The following is a 19,682-nucleotide window of genomic DNA, read 5'->3' on the forward strand; positions in this document are numbered from 1 at the left end:
GCCCGAAGTCCATGGGAAGCCCCCCGGCCGATGCGCGCTCCAGGGGGCCGGCCCTTTCACGGACCCCAGGGATTGAAGGGCACGTCCGTGACCGGGACCAGGCGAGAGGTGAAGAACACCCGCATCGTCCCGACCTCCGCGCGCGGACCCGTGAGCACGAACGGCACCTTCCGCGTCTCGCCCGCGAGCTTGAGCGTCAGCTCGCCGCGCACCGGGATGTTCTGATCCGCGCCCGACGCGCGGGCGATCTCGACCACGTAGCTGCCCGAAGGCGTGTTCACGAGCCCGAGCGCCTCGGTCCGTGTGCTCGTCACGTCCCGCGCGCTGAGGAGCGCCTTGCCAGGCGAGCCGAGCCACGAGGTGCGGCGGCCTTGCGCGTCGATGAGCCCGATGTCGAGGTCCACGCCACCCGTCCACTCGGCCGAGACCTGGATGTCGCCGGTGAGCACGGACGAGGGCGGGGGGCCGGGCAGCGCGAGGAGTTTGTCGATCGAGGCGCGCACCGACTCGCTCGCGTCGAGCTTGAGCAGGCTCGCGAGCTCCGTCATGCCGAGCGTGTTCGCGCAGCGCACCGCATCCGCGACGAGCTTCGCCTCGCCGGGTGCCATGTCCGCGAGCGCGATGCGGTGCTCGCAGGCGAGGGCGTGGTTGCCCGAGGCCTCGTGCATCTTCGCGAGCCGCGTCTGCGTGGCGCGATCGCCCGGACGAACGTCCGCGAGGCCGCCGAGGATCCGGATCGCGCGCTCCCGATCGCCCTGCCGCGCCGCGAGATCCGCGCGCGCCGTCAGCGCGTCCGGATCGAGCGCGTCGCGCCCGCTCCACTTCGCCGTGAGCTCTTGCGCCTCGCCGAGGCGCCCGGCCGTCGCGTAGAGCGCGAAGAGATCCACGGTCTTGTCGCGGCTGTCGGGCGTGCTCGCGAGCGCGCTCTCGGCAGCGAGGAGCTTCGAGGCGTTCTGCGAGGCGAGCGTGTTCAGCGCCTCGAACGATCCTTTGCGCTCAAAGATTCGACGCATCGGGACGAGGCGCTGCGTCCGGCCCAATCGCCCCCGGCCCGAGCCGAAGCCGTCGTCTCCCCGGCCGCTCCCGCCCCAGCCTTCGCCGCCGAGGGCCCTCGACGCGGGCTTCGGCGCCGGCGCCGCCGTTGCGGTCGCCGCGGGCGCGGCAGGCGGCGGGGGCGCCGCTGCGGCGTCGTCGTTGAACGCATCGAACGGGGCCTCGGCAGCAGGTGCGCTCGCCCCGCCCTTCTTCGACGTTTCAGCGCCCCGCGTGTCGAGCTCGCCAGAGCCCTCGGCCTCTTCCTTCGCCGGGTCGGCGGTCTTCTCCTCGCCCTCGGCGTCCGCGTTCGAGCTTTGCGCGAGCTCCTCGCCCGTGAACGTCGGCGCGACGCGCGTTCGTTCGAGGCCGAACGCGTTCATCATCGCCTCGCTCTCCAGCACGAGCAGCGAGGTGAAGCGGCTCGCGACTGCAAAGCGCTTCGACAGCTCGATCGCCGCGAGCTTGCTCGCCGCGCCGCCCGTGTTCTCGAGCTCCGCGATCTTCGCGGCGGCGTAGAGCCGCGGCACGAACGCGTTGCCCGCGCTCGACGTCGCGAGGATCTTGATCGGGTACGTCTGCTCGAACCGCTCGCTCGCGACGCGGCCGCGCAGCCGGATCGCCCCTTCGATCGCGTCGCCGCTCGACATGCGCGCCACGACGAACGTCTCGCCGCCGGCGCGGATCGGATCGAGCCGCCCGGGCGTGACCTGCGTGAGTCCCGACGGCAGCTCGATCTCCGGATCCCGCAGCGTCACGCCGTACGCCGCCGAGAGCACGTCGAGCGCCGCGGACGAGACCTTCTGCCCGGGCACGTACGGCACCACCACGCCGCCGCCGCCGCGCGCGAGCGCCGCGAGCGAGGTCAGATCCGCGTCGGCGCCCATGGCCACGGCCACGACCGAACCATCGCTGCCCGGCAGCGAGCTACGCACCGCGGCCTCGATGTGCGACGGACGCGTCGGGCCCACGGTCGGCGTGCCGTCGCCGAGGTAGACGATCCTGAGCTCCTTGCCGCCGAGCGCACCTGCCGCGCTCCGCGCCGCGCTCACGGCCGCGGCCATGTCGCTGCCGCCGTCCGGCTCGACGCTCCCGAGGAAGCGCTCCACCTCGCCTGCTGACGCTGCGCCCGGCGGGCTCGGCAAACCGCTGCGGCCGTCCTGCGTCATCGGCCGGCACACTGTGTCGCATGCGAGCAGCACGAACGAGTCGCGCCGATCCATCTCGCGCACGATCGTCGAGGCGAGCCGCGTCGCCCGCGCGAAACGCTCTCCCACCATCGACCGGCTCGTGTCCACGACGATCGCGTGCACGTGCTCCTTCGCCACCTGCCATCGCGGCAGCTTCGGCCGGAGCGCGATCGCCACGTACGGCGACGCATCGAACGCGATGGCGCGCGCCGCCGCGGCCGCGTCCTTCTCCTCCGTCGTCTTCGCCTTCGTCGCCGCCGGCCCGTCCTTCGGCTCCTCCGGCAGCGGTGCGCTCGCGGGCTCCATCCGGTACGCCCACGCCGTCGCCTCGCGATCCCGATCGGGGAGCGCGTACTCGACCGTCAGATCACCGGCCGGAATGAACCCCGTCGCGTTCATCGTGCGTCGCTCGGCCGACGCGTCGCCGCCCGAGGGCGAGAGCTCGTAGCCGCGCGTCTGCACGCCGAACTCCTTGTCGTGACCGAGCACCTGCAGGTCGAGGTCGAACGCGTCGATCTTCGTCGTCCCGCTCGGATCGTGCGCGAGCGGATAGGTGAAGCGCCGGACGCCAGCCGCCTGGTCCACGGTCTGCGTGTACGTCAGCACCACGCGACGCGAGCCACGCTTCGGGATCGGAAAAATTTTGAGCTCAAAACGACCGCCTCGCTGCCACTCGAGCAGCGCCGGATCGCGCCACGGCCCGGGCACCCAGATGATCTCCTCCCGCGGCTTCGGCGTCTTCGGCGCCGCGTTCTGGATGACGCCGCGCCAGATCGCCGCGCCCTTGTCGCGGTCGACGAACGCGCCCTCCATCATCTTGCCGTCCACCTCCAGCGCGAGTTTTTCGATCTGCGCGCCCGGTGGCAGCGGGAACCGGAAGATGCCTTCGAGCTCCTCGTCCGTGTCGTTCGTGAACGTCTCGTCGACCTCGGTCCGCGCCACGACGTCCACGATGCGCACCTTCACCGAGTGCTTCGCGAGCCGCACCGCGTGGTCCTTCTCCTTGGTTTGTCCCGGCTTACGCGCCCGGAGCTCCCCGAGACCGCGCAGCACCGGCGCGTCGAGCTCCTCCGGCGATCGATCGCTCCATTCGAGCGAGTCCGCGACGCTCGACGAGCTTGCCACGAGCGGCTCGCGGCCCTTCTCGATCGTTGCCTCCTCGCCCGCGCGCACGGCGACCGGCTTGCCCGACGCCGCCGAACGCACGAGGACCACGCCCCGCGCAACCTCGACGCTCGCGCGGCCCTTGCTGGCCGTCATGACGAGCTTCGTGCCGACCACCTCGACCTCGCCGTCATCGACGCTGATCTTCGCCGACGGCCCGTGCTTCAGGCTCGCCACGTCCGCGACGATCGTCCCAAAGGCGAGCTTCGCCTGACGCACCTTGCCGCCCTCGAGCGAGACCGACGAGCCTCGATCGATCGCGAGCTGCGAGCCATCCGCGAGCGACACGTACGCCCGCGTGCGCGCGTCCGTGCGCAGCGTCGTGTCGCTCTTCCACGCCCATCCCGGCTTGACCGGCTTGCACGCGCCGCTCGCATCACACGCTTCGAGCCCGCCTTCCTTGTCGGCGGACGCGCGCGAGATCGAGTCGATCTTCCCCGACCACGCGGCTTCGAACGTCAGCTCCTCCGGCCCTTGTTTTTGGCCTTTCAGGTAGAACCCGGCGGCGGCCGCCGCGGCCATCGCGCCGAGAAGCCCTGCGACGAACTTCGGGCGGCGAAAGAGCGAGACGACCTTGCCCCCCTCGCTCCCCTTCGTCGTCCGCGGCGGCGCCGTGCGCGCGGCTCCCATCGTCCCGCTTTTCGCCTCGGGCTCGCGCGAGCGCGACGTTTCACGCTCGGTGATCGCCTGCGCGGGCTGCGCCGCCTTGACCTCGTCGCTCACCGCCTCCGAAGGCTGCGTCGAACCGAGTCCGTTCTCCGAAACTTTGGACACCAACGTGTTCGTCCGCGCCGGCGGGGGCTCGGTCGCGACCTCCGTCTTCGCCGTCGCGATGTCCGTCACCCTCGGCTCGGAGACCCGATCCTCGGCAACCACGCTCTTCGCCGTGCGCGGCGCCGACACCGCGGCCTCGACGCTCTTCGGCGCCACGCCGGCCGGCGGCTTCAGGTTCTCCACGTCGAGCCGCGCGAGCACCTTCTCCGCAAAACCCGCGTCCACGCGAAAGTCTCCGCCCGCGTGCCCCACGAACTCCGCTGCGCGCTCCGCGTCGTACCGGAGGTCCCGGCACGCGTCGCAGTCGGCGATGTGCTCGAACAACTCCTTCGGCGCCGAACCATCCAGCACCTCGGCGATTCGCTCCTCGACCTCGCGGCAGAGCCCACCCACGTTCGTCTCGCTCGTGCTCATCGCTTCACTCCTCGCCGATCTCCGCCCGCATCTTCCCGAGCGCGCGGCTCACGCGTTTCCGCGCCGCCGCCTCGTCGATCCCGCACGCCTGGGCCACCTCTCGGAAGCTGAGCCCCGCGTCGTACCGAAGCACCAGGGCCTCCCGCTCGCTCGGCTTGAGCTTCGAGAGCGCCTCGCGCGCGCGTGACGCTCTCTCCTTCTCCAGCGCGAGCTCGCCCGCGTCCGCCCGTCCCGACGACGTGTCGTGCACCAGCCGGAGCCGCGCCTTCTGCCGCGCCTGCGTCTCGGAGAACCGACCGCAAATGCGACGCGCGATCCCGAACAGGAACGCTCTCACGCTTCCTTCCGCTCGGTACGTCGGGAACGCGTCGTACGCGGCCAGCAAGGTCTCTTGCACGAGCTCCTCGCTGTCCGCCTGCGAGCCCGTGAAGGCCATGCAAAGCCGACCGATCGGCGCTGCATAAACCCGGGCGCACCGCGCGAGCGCCTCGCGATGGTTGCCCGCCGCGAGGAGCTCCTCGATGTCGCGCGCCTCCTCGGCGTGCGATCGGCCTTCCTTCATCTCTGCACGTGCCAGACCCGGGGCCATGGTTGCCTCTTCGCCTGCCATGTTGCTCGGAGCTCCTCTTTTGTGACCGCGACCGAAGCGATCCCCCCAAATCCCCGTCCAACGACTTGCGTGGACCCGAGGCGCTCCGCCCCTCGCCGTGGTAGGATCGATCGAGATCGCCGGCCCCTGCCGGCGACCCGGCCGCCCACGGCGCGACCTTTGCAGCGCCCCCGTCCACGCTACATCATCGCGCGAGCGCCGATCTCGCCGACGAGCTTCGAGGAGCGCCTCCCATGACGAATTTCCCCGCCTCGCCCGAAAAGTCCCCCGCGTTCGGTCACACCTCCGGCGTGAAGAATCTTCAACGCTGGTCGATCGCGGGCAGCCTCGCCGTCCTCGCGCTCATGGCCCCGACCGCGGTCTTCGCCCAAGCGGCGCCCGCGGTCGCGCCGGCCGATGTCGCCGCCCCGCCGGTCGCACGGCCTCAGCCGAACGCGCCGCCCCGTCGCATCGCGCCGCCGCCGCAACTGCCCGCGCTGCAAGCCGCTCCGCCCGCCGCGATCCCTCCCGCGCCCGCCGCGGATCCCAACGCGCCCGCGGATCCCAACGCGAAGAAAGAACCCTCCGTCGAGGAGAAGGCGCTCCGCGGTGTCGTCGCGATCGAACGCGCCGGTCAGCCCCTTTCGCTCGGCGCTGCGCTCGCGGGGGATGGCCGCATCCTCGCCGCGCTCTCGCCGCTCGGCTCGGGTAACGACCTCGAAGCGCGCTTCGCCGACGGCTCCGTCGTTCGCGTCAAGCTCGGCCACCACGACCGCACCTGGGACCTCGCGCTCCTCGTCCCGCAGTCGGGCCGCTGGACCGAAGGGCTCGTCGCCTCCACGCGTGATCCGCTCCGCACCGACGCGACCATCCGCAGCTTCGCGATGGGCGCCAAGGGCAAACCTTCGGTCTCGCAGATGGTGATCCGCGGCCGGAAAAACCTCCTCGGCGCCGACGACGCCACGCTCGCGAACGCCTTCGAGCTCGGCTCGCGCATCTCGCCGCTCGACCTCGGCGCGCCGATCGTCGACGAGGACGGGCGCGTCGTCGCCCTGCTCGGCCGCGGCTGCTCCCCGAACGAGGGTCGCCCCTGCACCCCCGTCGCGTTCGGCATCCCGATCAACGCGATCCGCTCCTTCCTGCGCACGGTCCCGCCGACCGCGGTCCCGCCCGCGGCTTGGCTCGGCATCCAGGGTTCGTCCGAGGTCGGAACGTTCGCCAAGGGCGTCCGTGTGCAGAGCATCCACCCGGACAGCCCCGCGGCCGAGGCCAAGCTCAAGGGCGGCGATCCCTCCGTCAGCGACATGATCGTCGCCGTCGACGGCGTGCCCGTGACGAGCCCCGAGCAGCTCGCGGAGGTCATCCGGACGCACGCGGTCGGCGAGAAGGTGCCGCTCACGGTGTTTGGCCAGGGCAAGTATCGTCAGGTGACGGTCGCGCTTCGTCAGGCGCCCGATCCGCGCGCCGCACCCAAGGCGCCGCCTGCGCATCCGGCCGAGTTGCCGACGCTCGGCGATGCGCCTCCCCCCACGCAAGCCCGTCCCAGAGCGGACGTGCTCGACCGCAGGAGGTAAGATCGATCCCATCTGATCCCGTGGAAACGAACTCGCGACGACCCACTCGCGGGATCTCGTTGACACCCCGCCGAACGATCCCGACCATGACGAGCGCGGCTCTCGGCTACCCATCGGTACCGAGAAAAGGCGAGCCGCTCCGTCCCCCACATTCGGTGAACCGTGGCTCAACAGCTCCGCATCGAGGTTGCCGGCGAGACGAACGTCGGCCGCAAGCGTAATCACAACGAAGACAACTTCGCGATCATGGCGGAGTACGGCCTCTTCATCGTGGCCGACGGCATGGGTGGTCATGCATCGGGCGAGGTCGCCTCGAAGATGGCCGTCGACGCGATGCAAGAATTCTTCGCGCAGACGCAAGAGGATCCCGAGCGCACGTGGCCCTACAAGATGGACCGCACGAAGGGCTACGAGGAGAACCGCCTCATCACGGGCATCAAGCTCGCGAACCTGCGCATCTACGAAACCGCGCAGCGCGAGTCGAAGAAGCGCGGCATGGGGACGACGTTCGTCGGCATCTTCACGGCGAACGACGGCGTGTACATCGCGCACGTCGGTGACAGCCGCGTCTACCGGCATCGCGACGGCAAGCTCGAGTGCCTCACCGAGGACCACTCGTTGCTCAACGACTACATCAAGATGAAGCGCCTCACGCCCGAGGAGATCGCGAACTTCCCGCACAAGAACGTCATCGTGCGCGCGCTCGGGATGAAGGAGACCGTCAAGGTCGACACGCGCTTCGAGGTGCCCGCCGTCAACGACACCTACCTGCTCTGCTCCGACGGCCTCTCCGGCCCCGTGAGCGACCCCGAGATCGCCGACATCCTCTCGCGCCACGGCGACATCAAGACCGCGACCGCGAAGCTCATCGAGCGCGCCAACGAGAACGGCGGACCCGACAACGTCACGTGCGTCCTCGTCCGCTGGACGCTCTGATCCAAGGCGAACACCGACCCGCGTTCACGCGCCGCACCCACGGCGCGTGATGCGTTTTGTGCGCGCGACGCGCGCGGCGATCACTTGCCCGTCGAGAGCATGATCGCCGCGACGATGGCGAAGCCGATCAGCGCGAACAGAACGCCGCCGAGCAGGAAGGGCCACACACGGCGCGGCGCATGCTGCGGCGCGAGGTCGGTCGCGAGGGGCTGCATGCCGGTTTGCTGCGGCCACGGGGCCTGCTGCGCCGGCATGCTCATCGGTTGCTGCCCATAGGATCGCGAGGCCTCCGGGTACGTCGCGTTCGGCATCGGCGCGCCGTAGCTCGGCGACGCGGGCACGGGCGGTTGCACCGCGCCGTACGTGCCCGAGCTCGACAGACCCGGGTAACTGTTGGAGGTCGAACCATATCCCGAGGGGCTTGGCCGCGCCGCGCTCGATCCCGACGGTTGCGGCAGCGGCGGCCACTGCGGGGCCCCTCCGGTCTGGTTCGGCATGAGCCGCGCGATCGGCATCGCCAGCGTCGCGGCCGCGTCGTCGGTCGTGTTCTCCGCCTCGATCGGCGGAGGCTCGGCGCGACGGATGTGCGACTCCTGGCGCGTCACGTCGTAGGGAATCGTCCCGCGCGGCCCGCCGCTCAAGGACGCCGACGCATGCGAAGGCGTGCGCGACATCGACACCCCCGTCTGCGGCGCGGGCATCGTGTGTGCGGTCCCGAGCGTGTTCGGCTGCGCGTACGGCACGCCCGACGAACGCGGGCTCAGTTCGCGCCACGCGGCGAGCGCCTCCGTCGCTGTCTGGAACCGCTGGTCCGGATCACGCGCGAGCCCGCGTGCGACGAACGCTTCGAGCCGTGGATCGATGGGGCCATCCATCGCGTCGCCGATCCTGCGCGGCGGCGCCTTCGCCTTCATCTCCACCATCACGAGCACGTTCTTCGCGAGGTAGGGGAGCTGTCCCGTGAGCGACTGGTAGATCATCGTCGTGCACGCGTAGATGTCCGCGCGCTCGTCGACCATCTTTGCCTTGCCGATCTGCTCGGGCGGCATGAACGAGAACGTTCCGAGGCTCTGGCCCATCTCGGTGAGCGTCTCGCCCTCCAACTCCTTCGGCAGCTTCGAGATGCCGAAGTCGAGGATCTTTACCCGCGTGGAGCCATCCGGACGGCGTTCGAGGAAGACGTTCGAGGGCTTGAGGTCGCGGTGGATGATCTTCACGCGGTGCGCGTCCGCGAGGCCCATCCAGACCTGTTCGAGGATGAAGTAGAGCTCGTCGAAGTGGATCGGCCCGGTGCGCTTCAGCCGATCGATGAGGCTCTCGCCTTCGAGCAGCTCGAAGACGAGCACGATGCCGAAGTTCGCGTCCTCCTCGACGTCGAGGACCTGCGTGACGTAGTCGCTGTTGATCGAGCCCGCCGCGCGCGCCTCGCGCCGGAAGCGCTCGACGGCCGAGTGCTTCGCCTTCACGTCGGCGTGCAGCACCTTGATCGCCACCTGGCGCCCGGTGCGCGTGTTCTCCGCGGCGAACACCTCGCCCATCCCGCCGCGCCCGAGCGGGCGGATCACGCGGTAGCGATTCGCGATGATGGTGCCGGCTTCGATCTCCAAACGTGCGCCTCGTCCCTTCGGACTAGAACGTCCCGACGGCCATCATGCCGCCGCCCTGCGGTGTGGCCCATGGAGCGAAGGCAAACGACTCCTTCGGCGGCTCGGTCGGCTTCTTCTCGGGCCGCATGACGAAGAGGACCGTCGCCGCCACCGCGCCCGCCGCGGCCAAGCCGAAGCACACGTCCGCGACCGTGTTCAGCGTGACGACCTTCGAACGCATGTCCTCGAGGACCACGAGCTCCGATGCGGTGTTCGCCTTCCCGTTCGACGCGTCGAAGTCGGCTTTCGCGCCCGTCGCGAGCACGCCTCCGACCACCGCGCCCGCGATGCCCGCGGCGATCGCCGCGCCGCCCACGATGAACACCGTCATCGGCACGGGACGCGAGGGCTGCTCGGCGGGTTTGTCCTCGCCGCCGCTCTGGAAGTCCTTCTCGGTAAAACCCTCGGCCGTCACGGGTTTGCCCTTGTCGAACTCGAACTCGCGCTCGAACTTGCCGCCGTTCGGGATGTCGACCTTCCAGATCTGATCGGGCGCGCCGTCGACGCTGGCCTTGAACTCGTGCGAGCCGGGGTGGATGCCGATGCGCGTGTCCGTGAGGCCGATCGTGTAGCGGTTCGTGATCGGAAAGCCGCGCGCCGGCGTGCGCACGTCCGTGATCGTCACGCCCGGACGATCGGACTTCAGCGTCACCCACGCGACCACGGACCGCAGCGCCTTGAGGTCCGTCTCCATCTGCTGCTTGTCCGCGGGGTCGAGCTGATCGCCCTTCGCTTCGAGGAATTTGTCGAGCAGAGAGATCGCCTCGCCGTCGCGCTCGAGCTCCATCGCGCAGAGGCCCATGCCCTTGACCGCGTTCATCGAGCCCGAGAGCTCGTAGGCCTTCTTGAACTCGCGATACGCCTCCTCGCACTTGTGCCCGGAGGGATCGTTGTAGAAGGCCGCGCCCGCCTCCATGTGCTTCTTCGCTTCGACGAGCTTCGGATCCTCGGGCGCTGCGGGCTCGGCCGGGGGCTTCTTGCCGGCGCCTTTGCCCTGCGCGAGGGCCGGGCACGCAGCGGCGAGCATGGCGAGAGCCGTGATCGCGGAGAACGTACGCGTCAGCGCGGACCGCATGCCCCAAAGGGTACCGCGGGTCGTGCTGGATCGGAAAGAGAACCGCAGGGGTTCGGGGCGTAGCTCCGCTCGCGGAGCGAGAGCCCCGAGCGTCGAACGACGCGGTTCGAGGGGGGCGTCTTACTCCTCGTTGGAGCGGAGCTTGGCGAGCACGCTGAGGTCTTCGAGGGTCGAGGTGTCGCCGGTGGTCTCGCGCCCCGTGGCCACATCCTTCAAGAGGCGCCGCATGATCTTGCCGCTTCTCGTCTTCGGCAGCGCGTCGGCGAAGCGGACCTGATCGGGTCGGGCGAACTTGCCGATCTCTTGGCCGACGTGGTTCGCGAGCTTCGTCGCGAGCTCGGGACTCGCCGTAAATCCGGGGCGAAGCGACACGAAGACCACGAGCGCTTGGCCCTTGAGGTCGTCCGGCCGACCGACCGCGGCCGCCTCGGCGACGGCTGGGTGCGAGACGAGCGTGCTCTCGATCTCCGCGGTGCCGATGCGATGACCCGCAACGTTCAGGACATCGTCGATGCGGCCGACGACCCAGTAGTAGCCGTCCGCGTCGCGGCGCGCGCCATCGCCCGTGAAGTAACAGCCCTCGACATCGCTGAAGTACTGCTTGCGGAAGCGCTCGTCGTCGCCCCACACGGTGCGCAAGATCGAGGGCCACGGGCGCCGGAGGACGAGCATGCCGCCCTCGTTCGCCCCGACGCTCGTGCCGTCCTTGGTCACGACGTCCGGCACCACGCCGAACATGGGCAAACCCGTCGATCCGGGCTTCGCCGACGCGGCGCCGGGCAAGGTCGTCATGAGGATCGAGCCCGTCTCCGTTTGCCACCACGTGTCGACGATGGGGCAACGCTCGCCGCCGATGTTCTTGTGGTACCAGATCCACGCCTCGGGATTGATCGGCTCGCCGACGGAGCCGAGCAGGCGCAGGCTCGAAAGATCACTCTTCTTCGGCCAGTCGTCGCCCTGGCGCATGAAGGCGCGGATCGCGGTCGGCGCGGTGTAGAGGATGGTCACGCCGTGCCGCTCGATGAGGCGCCAGAAGCGGCCCCAGTCGGGGAAGTTCGGCGCGCCTTCGTAGAGCAGGCACGTCGCGCCGTTCGAGAGCGGGCCGTAGACGATGTAGCTGTGCCCGGTCACCCAACCGACGTCGGCCGTGCACCAGTAGACGTCGTCGTCACGCAGGTCGAAGACGTACTTCGTGGTGACGTGCGCGCCGACGAGATAACCCGCGGTCGTGTGCAGCACGCCCTTGGGTTTGCCCGTGGAGCCCGAGGTGTAGAGGATGAACAGCGGGTGCTCGGCGTCGACGATCGTGGCCTCGCGACGCGCGTGGCCGTTCGGATCGACGATCTCGTGCCACCACACGTCGCGTCCCTCGGTCATCTGCACGGGACACTTCTCGCTGCCGAGGTGACGCAGCACGACGGTCTTCTGCACGCTCGCCGATTGCGGCTGCGCGAGCGCCTTGTCGACGGTCGACTTCAGCTCGAGCACGTTGCCGCGCCGGTAGCCGCCGTCCTGCGTGATGACGACCTTCGCCTGGCTGTCGTGCACGCGGTCGCGGATCGCGTCCGCCGCGAAGCCGCCGAAGATCACGGTGTGCACCGCGCCGAGCCGCGCACACGCGAGCATCGCCACCACGACCTCGGGCACCATGCCCATGTAGATCGCCACGCGGTCGCCCTTCTCCACGCCGAGCTTCGCGAGCGCGTCGGCGAAGAGCACGGTGTCGCGGTAGAGCTGCGCGTACGTCAGCGTGCGCGTCTCGCCGTACTCGCCTTCCCAGATGATCGCCGCCTTGTTCCGCGTCGGCGTCGACATGTGCCGATCGAGGCAGCTCTCCGAGACGTTGAGCGTCGCGCCCTCGAACCACTTCGCGTGCGGGAGGTTCCACTCGACCGTCTGCGTCCACGGCGTGCGGAACACGAGGTCCTTCGCCTCGCGACGCCAGAACGTGTCCGGATCGTCGAGGCTCTCGCGGTAGAGCGCGTCGTAGGCCTCGCGCGATTTGATGCGCGCGCGCGCGGCAAACTCGGCCGGCGGATCGAACCTACGCGTCTCCTTCAGCAGGCTTTCGATGGCTTCCTTCGACATGGGCCCTCCCAAGGCGGACGCGGAGGATACCGCTCCGGAAGAACATCGTCACCAGCCGCCGAGACCGACGCGCGCTCCGAGGCCCAGGGTCACGCGGGGGTCGGCGAGCTCGACGTCGGCGGTGTCGGTCCCGCCGAGCAGGAGCGTCTGCTGCGCGGCGAGACCGACCAGGACGCCGCTCCAGTCGAGCTCGACGCCCGTGTCGAGGTTGATGAAGGCGACGCCCCCGGGGCTTTCGCCGCTGCCGAGCCAGTTGTACGCGAGGCCGCCGCCGATCGTGGCGACGAACCGCGCCTTCCTGCCGGGGCTCATGAGCCGCACGCCCCCGCCGAACCGCACGGAGTTCAGCCGGACCGTGCTGTCGCCGCTCTTCGTGGCGATGGGATTGTTCGCGTAGTCGAACAAAAACTCGAGCCCGATCGGCGTGGAGATCCGATAGCCGAGCCGCGCGCCGACCATGCCGCCCGCGCCCTCCTCGCCGAGCATCAGGAAGACGCCGCCCGTCGCGTTCGCATACGCGCCGCGGAGGGGCGGATCCGGCGGTTTTGCGATCTTGGGCGGAGGAGGCGGCGGGGCCGGGAGCGAGCGCGGCACGGCGATGGGTACGCCGCCGACGTCGGGACGAACCTCCTGCGCTTTGCCGGCCACGACGAGCACCTGGAACGCGTACTCGGGGCCGCCTTGCTTGTACATCTGCACGAGGTGCGTCCCCGGCTCGACGAGCCCGGCCCACTGGCCGAGCGCGAGCGGCACCTGATCGATCGCGATGGCCATCTCGGGGTCGTCCGTCTTCACGACGACCCAGCCCTTGTTCGGCACGAGCGCGAGCTTGACGACCTTGTCCTGGTCCTTGCTCGTGACCGTGACGATCTCCTCGGCGTCCTCGTAGCCTTCGGCGCGCGCGCCGATCCGGTGCCGCCCCGGTCCGAGCGGCAGGGGTTTGTCCGCGGTGCCGGGGGGCTGCGGCTCGTCGTCGACGAGCAGCACGGCGTGCGAGGGCGAGACCTCGACCTTCACGTATCCGATGAGCGCGCGCATCTCGGCGATCGCGCTCTCGGCGGCGGCCTTGTCCTCGGGCTCCATCGTGTCCGCGTGCTTGCGGAGCGCGAGCTCGAGGGCGGCGATGGCCTGCGGGTACTGGAAGAGGCTCTTGTGGGCGAGCGCGATGTTGACGAGGGGGCTCGCGCGCGGGCGCACGGCGTAGGCGGCCTGAAACTCCACGATGGCGGCGGCGAAGTTGCCGTCTCCGTAGAGCTTCACGCCGTTCGCCATGTGCTGCTTGTACGAGTCGGGAAGGGGCGCGCTCTCGGCCTTTGGGTCGCCGGCCGCGAGGGCGCCGTTCGCGACCGTGGCGAACGCGAGCGTGAGGGCGAGGGCCGCGCGGGGCCTGAATCGACCGAGGAGCGAGCTCATTCCACCTTCAGCTTGAGCTGCGGGGCGACGCCCTGGATCTTCATCGTCGCCGTCGGCTTGGCGCTCGCTTGCGGCGGCGTGATCTCCGGCTTGGCGTTCGCGGTCTTCGTGGTCTTCCTCGTCGAGGTCGACGTCGTTCGAGGCGCCTCGGAAGGCTCAGGCGCGGGCAGCTTCGTCTCGGCCGCCTCCGGCGCGGGCGCTTCTGCGGGGTTCGTTTCGTTTGTCTGCACGGGCTCGGGTGCCGGCTCGACGCGCGCTTCGCTCGCTGGGGTTGTCGGGGGAACGGGTGACGCAGGCGTGGCGGACGTCGGCGTGCTGCGGCTGTACATGACACCCACGCCGATCGCCAGCGCAGCGGCGAACGCGCCCAGACCGAGCCAGAGCGCGCGTGATCGCTCCTTGCCGCCGCTCGCGCCGCTGTTCGTCGACCAGCCCACGCGTGACGGTCCACCCGTGCCGACCTCCTCGGCGGGCCGCGTCGCCGACTCGTTCGTCTGGGCCGCGCGCGGCGTGTTTCGCGCAAGATCCGGCGACGAACGCGAGCCCGTATCGCCGACGCGGAGCGCGCGCGCCGGGAGCAGGCCACCCGAGGCGGCGCCGAGCGCGTCGAGCATCTCGCGCGCATTCGGAAAACGTTTGTCCCGGTTGCGCTTGAGTGCCTTCACGAGGAAACGCGCCACGGCTTCGGGCACTTCGGGGTTCCACGTGCGCACGTCGGGCACGGCCTTCGTGCAGATGTTCACGATGACCTGCTCGTACGATTGCCCCTCGTGCGGGGGCCTGCCCGTGAGGCACTCGTAGAGGATCGCGCCCACCGACCAGAGATCGGTGCGCTCGTCGATGTCGGGCAGCGCCTGCGATTGCTCGGGCGACATGTAAAACGGCGTGCCGAGCACCGTGCCTTGGCGCGTGATCGTCTTCTCGGGGACGCCGCCCGTGCGTCGCACCTTGGAGATGCCGAAGTCGAGGATCTTGACGAAGTCGGTCTGGTCGTCGCGTTCGGCGAGGAAGACGTTGTCGGGCTTGAGATCACGATGAACGATGCCGGCCTCGTGGGCGCGGCAGAGGCCGCGGAGGAGCTGCGCGATCACGTCGAGCGTGACGTCGAGGTCGAGTCGCCCGAGGCGCTTGATCCGGTGGCCTAGGTCCTCGCCGCGAAGCAGCTCCATCACGATGAAGGGCTGCCCGTCGTCGGTGACGCCCGAGTCGAAGATCGTGACGATGTGCGCGCTCTCGACCGCGCTCGCGGCCGCGGCCTCGCGCTGGAAGCGGGCCACGGCGTCAGCGTTTCGGGCGAGCTCGGGGTCGACGAACTTCATCGCGACGCGCTTGCCGATGCTCGTGTTCAGCGCCTCGTACACCGCGCCCATGCCGCCTCGGGCGATGAGGCGGGAGACCTTGTATTTGCCCACGTCACGGCCGACGAGCGAGCCGTCGCTCGTCGGGGCGTCGGGCAGCGGAGCGTCGGCAGCGGGCATGCGGGATCATCGAGGCCGGGTCGACCTCGTTCCCCCATGGACGAGCGAACGAGAGAAAACCTTCGGCCGATCGAACCGAGCTTATCACCGCTCCCCGGTGGCGTGCACGATCTCGAAGAAACGACGCGAGGGTATGGGGCAGAGCTCGGCTCGTCCGAGCGGAGCCCCATCGTCGATCAACGCGGCAGCGGCGGCAGGTCCGGCGGGGGGGCCTCGCCGAGCAGCGCGTCGAGCTCGCCGTCTTGATCGAGGGCCGCGATGTCCGTGAATCCGCCCACGGGGCGGTTGTTGATGAACACCTGCGGCACGGTTCGCTGGCGCGTGGTCTCCGAGAGCCAGCGGCGGAGGTCGGGCCGCGTGTCGACGTCGATCTCCTCGAAGCGCACTTTCTTCCCGGAAAGCAAGGCTTTCGCGCGGTGGCAGTAGGGGCACCAGGGGGTCGTGTAGATGGCGACGTCGGCGGGCATGATGCTGGACATTTCGGTCCTCGGAGCGAAAGGCGCAAGGGCGGGGATGTGCGCGAGAGCTCGGCGAAGCGCCAAGGGAGGGTCGGACGAGGTGAGGTGGCGCGAGGCGGAGCGCCAAGCACAGGGGAGCAGAGCCGAGCGGGTGCTCGGCGAAGCGCCACGGACGGCCCTCTCGCGCCGGGGTGGTGATTGGCGACGCGCCAAGCAGAGGTCGGGAGGGCCGGTAGCCGGGATGGCGAAGCGCCAAGGAGAGGTCGGAACAGGTCGAACGGTGCTTGGCGCAGCGCCAAGGAGGCGTCCGAGCGCTCCGGGGTGCGCTTGGCGCGGCGCCAAGGAAGAGCCCTCGGGCTCCCGGGTGCGCTTGGCGCGGCGCCCAAGGAGGAGCGAGGGGCTCCCGATGTTGCTTGGCGATGCGCCGAGCGCATGCTGCGGAGTACCGCAGCCGATGGCGTCCTTCCGTGACCCGACCTAGAAGCACGACGCGCCGTCCCTTGCGTGCGCTGCTCACCTAGTGAGAAAAAGGAGCCATGGCCGACACCGAGGGCACAATCCACCTCGAACGCTTCACGAACGACGCCCGGCAGATCGTCGCGGGCGCGCAAGCGCTCGCCGACGACCGGAAGCATGCCGAGGTCTCGCCTTTGCACCTGCTCGTGCGCTTGCTCGAACGGGATCGCGGCGTCCTCGAGGTCTTCCGGCGCGCCGGCGCCGACCCGAACGAGACGATGAACCTCGCGGAGGCGGCCCTCAGGCGTCAGCCGAAGTCGACGGGCGGCGTCGCGTACGTGGACGCCCGGCTGCTCGATCTGCTCGGGCGAGCCGAGCGTGAGGCGACGCGGGACAAGTCTCCGAACGTCGGCATCGAGCACCTCCTGCACGCGCTCGCGCAGGAGATTCGTGGGCCGGCGGGGGAGATCCTCTCGTCGTTCAGCATCGGTCCGGGCGCGTTCCGTCCGCACCTCGGCGCGCTCGCGGAGGGGGAAGCGAAGGCGCCGGCACAGCGGGATTCGGCCGCGGCGATCGTGACGAGCGCGGCGGGGAGTGCCGACGCGAACGGCTACACGCGGGACCTCGTGGCGGATGCGCGCAAAGACCTGTTCGATCCGGTGATCGGCCGCGACGGCGAGGCGCGGCGGCTCCTGCAGATCCTCGAGCGCCGGTTCAAGAACCATCCGCTCGTCGTAGGCGAGCCGGGCGTCGGCAAGTCCGCGCTGATCCGCGGGCTCGCCGATCGCATCGCGCGCGGTGACGTGCCGAGTAACCTCGCCGGCGCGCGCCTCTACGAGCTCGACACGGGCGCGCTCGTCGCGGGCGCAAAACTCCGCGGCGAGATCGAGCAGCGCCTCAAGGCCCTCGTCGACAAGCTCCGCAGCGTTCAGGACGCCGAGACGATCCTCGTCGTCGAGGACATCGACGCGCTCTTCGGCCAGGGCGTGCAGGGCTCGGGCGTCGGTGACCTCCTGAAGCCGCTGCTCGCGCGGAGCGAGATCCGCATCCTCGCGACGACCACGCCCGAGGGCATTCGCAAGCTGAACGAGCGGGATGCTTCGATCCTGCGGCGCTTCGCCGTGGTGAACATGGATCCGCCGTCGATCGATCAGGCGACCGAGATCCTGCGTGGCGTCGCCACGAAGTACGAGGCGCACCACCGCGTGCGCATCGGCGAGAGCGCGATCCTCTCGGCCGTGAGCCTCGCCAAGCGGTACCTCTCCGATCGCGCGTTGCCGGATACCGCGGTCGATCTCCTCGACGAGACGAGCGCGCGCAAGCGCGTCGAGGTCGATGGCGTGCCCGCGGAGGTCGACGCGTTGAGCCGCCGCGTGGATGCGCTCAAGGCGCAGATCGCGGCGCTCGCGGACGACGACGATCGGCTGAGCGTGCAAGCGCGGCAACGACTGGAGAAGGAGCTCGCCGAGGTCGAGCCGCGCGCGAAGGAGCTGCGCACGGCCATCGCGGCGCGCCGCGGTGTCGTCGCGGCGGTGCAGTCGATCCGCAAGGAGCTCGCGGCGGCGAACGAGGCGTTCGCGACGGCGCAACGCGAGAAGAACTACGCGCGGATCGGCGAGCTCGAGCACGTGACCTTGCCCGAGATCCGCCGCCGTCTGGAGACGGCCGAGCAGGCCGCGAAGCGCGAGGGCGCCGAGGCCGGCTCGAACATGGTCACGGAGAACGACGTGGCCGGCACGCTCGCCGAGTGGACGGGCATCCCGGTCGCGAAGATGCTCGAAGGCGAGTCGGAGAAGCTCCTCAAGATGGAAGAGCGCCTCGCGCGCCGCGTGGTCGGCCAGGACGAGGCCGTGCGCGCGATCGCCCGCGCCGTGCGCCGCGGCCGCGTGGGCCTGCGTGATCCGGGCAAGCCCATCGGCTCGTTCCTCTTCCTCGGCCCGAGCGGCGTCGGCAAGACCGAGCTCGCCAAGGCCCTCGCCGAGTTCTTGTTCGACGACGAGCAGGCGCTCACGCGGCTCGACATGAGCGAGTTCATGGAGCGGCACATGGCGCAGCGCCTCATCGGCGCGCCGCCCGGCTACGCTGACAGCGAGCAAGGTGGCTTCTTGACCGAGGCCGCGCGCCGCAGGCCCTACAGCGTCCTGCTTTTCGACGAGGTCGAGAAGGCGCACGCGGACGTGTTCAACCTGCTCCTCCAGATCCTCGACGACGGCCGCCTCACCGACGGTCGCGGCAGGACCGCGGACTTTTCCAACACGGTCGTGATCATGACCTCGAACATCGGTTCGAAGCGGATCCTGGAGACGGACGTGAAGCTTTTCGGCACCGAGGATGGGCGCGACGCGATCCGCGACGTGCTCTTCGAGGAGCTCAAGGCCTTCTTCCGGCCGGAGTTCTTGAACCGGATCGACGACATCGTCGTGTTCAAGGCCCTCAGCAAGCAGGACCTGCGCGGGGTCGTGGACATCCAGCTCCGGCGCCTCGAGCGGCTGCTCGCGGATCGCGAGATCAAGGTGCAGCTCGACGACGCCGCGAAGGACCTGCTCGTCGACATCGGCTACGAGCCCTCGCTCGGCGCGCGGCCGCTCAAGCGCGCCATCCTGAAAGAGCTGCAAAACCCGCTCGCCGAAGCGATCCTCGCGGGCGGCTACGGCCCCGGACAGATCGTGCACGTCCGCGCGGCCGACGGCTCGTTCACGTTCACGAAGGCCTGAGCGCGGCGCGTCGGCTGACGCGTCGCGTTGCCGGTTCCCGTCCTTGCTCGCTGCGAGGACGGCGGATCGGGACTCCGCGCAAACATTGACGCCGCCGTGACGACCGTAGATCCTGCGAGTGTAGGAGGCTCCGGCATGCCTGGCAGGAACGTATCGCGGCGGTTGTTCGTGGGAGTGGTGGGGGGCGGTGTGCTTGCCGCACCGGTGATCGCCTCCGCGCGCCCGGAGACCACGCCCGCTGCAAAAGACGCGGCGCACAGCGAAAAACCGCTCGATGCGCCGACGCGTGAGAACGTCGCCAAGCTGCTCGCCCCGCTCGCCGCGGGCGCGCGCCTCGCGCGATGGACGATCGTCCAGATCGATCCCGTCGTGAACGGGTGTGTGAGCATCAAGGTTCGGACGGACGATGGGCACACGTTCGACCTGGAATTGCTCGCGCGCGACCGCACCGCGCTCGCGCAGCGGCCGCCCGCAGAGACGGAACGGCACGCGATCTTCGTGGTGAACGGCGGCAATGGCTGGGCGCCCACGCAGGAGGAGCAGGGGCTCGCGGCCATGACGCTCGCGCAGATCGTCGCGAAGAACGAGCGCGAGGTGCGCCTGTCCGATCTGCTCACGCACGCCGAGCGCATCCACAAGCACGGCGACGCGCTCCTGGTTCCGGCGGAGGGACCGGGCTGA

At 69.9% G+C, this 19,682-nt stretch carries 12 protein-coding genes; 4 read left to right on the forward strand and 8 right to left on the reverse strand.

Annotated features, from left to right (window positions below; all coding sequences use genetic code 11):
- Positions 1-56: 56 nt before the first annotated feature.
- Together KEG57_RS18880 and KEG57_RS18885 are read right to left on the reverse strand one after the other, a co-directional pair.
- Complete coding sequence (locus tag KEG57_RS18880; RefSeq protein WP_272416954.1) at positions 57-4,574, reverse strand: VIT domain-containing protein; 4,518 nt, start codon at positions 4,572-4,574, stop codon at positions 57-59.
- Positions 4,575-4,578: 4 nt separating this feature from the next.
- Positions 4,579-5,163, reverse strand: a complete 585-nt coding sequence (locus KEG57_RS18885) for an RNA polymerase sigma factor (RefSeq protein ID WP_272416955.1) — start codon at positions 5,161-5,163, stop codon at positions 4,579-4,581.
- Positions 5,164-5,417: 254 nt separating this feature from the next.
- On the opposite strand from KEG57_RS18885, the gene KEG57_RS18890 reads away from it, so the two are divergent.
- Complete coding sequence (locus tag KEG57_RS18890; protein ID WP_272416956.1) at positions 5,418-6,737, forward strand: S1C family serine protease; 1,320 nt, start codon at positions 5,418-5,420, stop codon at positions 6,735-6,737.
- A 162-nt stretch (positions 6,738-6,899) separates the two neighbouring features.
- On the forward strand, positions 6,900-7,673 hold the full coding sequence (locus KEG57_RS18895) for a Stp1/IreP family PP2C-type Ser/Thr phosphatase (RefSeq protein WP_136933489.1): 774 nt from the start codon (positions 6,900-6,902) through the stop codon (positions 7,671-7,673).
- 80 nt (positions 7,674-7,753) lie between these two features.
- Here KEG57_RS18895 and KEG57_RS18900 read toward each other — a convergent pair whose 3' ends face one another.
- The 6 genes from KEG57_RS18900 to grxC form a co-directional block, all read right to left on the reverse strand.
- The gene (locus tag KEG57_RS18900) at positions 7,754-9,280 is read right to left on the reverse strand and encodes a serine/threonine protein kinase (RefSeq protein WP_272458227.1); all 1,527 of its coding nucleotides are present in this window, start codon (positions 9,278-9,280) and stop codon (positions 7,754-7,756) included.
- 22 nt (positions 9,281-9,302) lie between these two features.
- Complete coding sequence (locus KEG57_RS18905) at positions 9,303-10,394, reverse strand: hypothetical protein (protein WP_272416958.1); 1,092 nt, start codon at positions 10,392-10,394, stop codon at positions 9,303-9,305.
- A gap of 120 nt (positions 10,395-10,514) precedes the next feature.
- Entirely contained in the window at positions 10,515-12,482 is a 1,968-nt protein-coding gene (acs, locus tag KEG57_RS18910; protein ID WP_272416959.1) for an acetate--CoA ligase, read from the reverse strand.
- A gap of 48 nt (positions 12,483-12,530) precedes the next feature.
- Positions 12,531-13,895, reverse strand: coding sequence for a hypothetical protein (locus KEG57_RS18915; RefSeq protein WP_272458228.1), 1,365 nt, complete (start codon positions 13,893-13,895; stop codon positions 12,531-12,533).
- Positions 13,892-15,373, reverse strand: coding sequence for a serine/threonine-protein kinase (locus KEG57_RS18920; RefSeq protein ID WP_272458229.1), 1,482 nt, complete (start codon positions 15,371-15,373; stop codon positions 13,892-13,894). Before KEG57_RS18920 ends, KEG57_RS18915 begins: the two co-directional genes overlap by 4 nt.
- A gap of 176 nt (positions 15,374-15,549) precedes the next feature.
- Positions 15,550-15,852 carry a glutaredoxin 3 gene (gene grxC, locus KEG57_RS18925; protein ID WP_272416962.1) on the reverse strand — a complete coding sequence of 101 codons (303 nt, stop codon included), beginning with the start codon at positions 15,850-15,852 and terminating at the stop codon, positions 15,550-15,552.
- A gap of 515 nt (positions 15,853-16,367) precedes the next feature.
- Here grxC and KEG57_RS18930 point away from each other — a divergent pair.
- Positions 16,368-19,001: an ATP-dependent Clp protease ATP-binding subunit gene (locus KEG57_RS18930; RefSeq protein ID WP_272458230.1), complete on the forward strand. Its 2,634-nt coding sequence runs from the start codon at positions 16,368-16,370 to the stop codon at positions 18,999-19,001.
- 135 nt (positions 19,002-19,136) lie between these two features.
- Entirely contained in the window at positions 19,137-19,682 is a 546-nt protein-coding gene (locus KEG57_RS18935; protein WP_272416964.1) for a hypothetical protein, read from the forward strand.

It is taken from the genome of Polyangium jinanense, assembly GCF_028435365.1.

What these genes read in the sequence shown, in the direction of transcription:
- KEG57_RS18880 (WP_272416954.1), bottom strand. Translation starts at nt 4,574, where the DNA reads ATGAGCACGAGCGAGACGAACGTGGGTGGGCTCTGCCGCGAGGTCGAG.
- KEG57_RS18885 (WP_272416955.1), bottom strand. Translation starts at nt 5,163, where the DNA reads ATGGCCCCGGGTCTGGCACGTGCAGAGATGAAGGAAGGCCGATCGCAC.
- KEG57_RS18890 (WP_272416956.1), top strand. Translation starts at nt 5,418, where the DNA reads ATGACGAATTTCCCCGCCTCGCCCGAAAAGTCCCCCGCGTTCGGTCAC.
- KEG57_RS18905 (WP_272416958.1), bottom strand. Translation starts at nt 10,394, where the DNA reads ATGCGGTCCGCGCTGACGCGTACGTTCTCCGCGATCACGGCTCTCGCC.
- acs (WP_272416959.1), bottom strand. Translation starts at nt 12,482, where the DNA reads ATGTCGAAGGAAGCCATCGAAAGCCTGCTGAAGGAGACGCGTAGGTTC.
- KEG57_RS18915 (WP_272458228.1), bottom strand. Translation starts at nt 13,895, where the DNA reads ATGAGCTCGCTCCTCGGTCGATTCAGGCCCCGCGCGGCCCTCGCCCTC.
- KEG57_RS18920 (WP_272458229.1), bottom strand. Translation starts at nt 15,373, where the DNA reads ATGCCCGCTGCCGACGCTCCGCTGCCCGACGCCCCGACGAGCGACGGC.
- grxC (WP_272416962.1), bottom strand. Translation starts at nt 15,852, where the DNA reads ATGTCCAGCATCATGCCCGCCGACGTCGCCATCTACACGACCCCCTGG.
- KEG57_RS18930 (WP_272458230.1), top strand. Translation starts at nt 16,368, where the DNA reads ATGGCCGACACCGAGGGCACAATCCACCTCGAACGCTTCACGAACGAC.
- KEG57_RS18935 (WP_272416964.1), top strand. Translation starts at nt 19,137, where the DNA reads ATGCCTGGCAGGAACGTATCGCGGCGGTTGTTCGTGGGAGTGGTGGGG.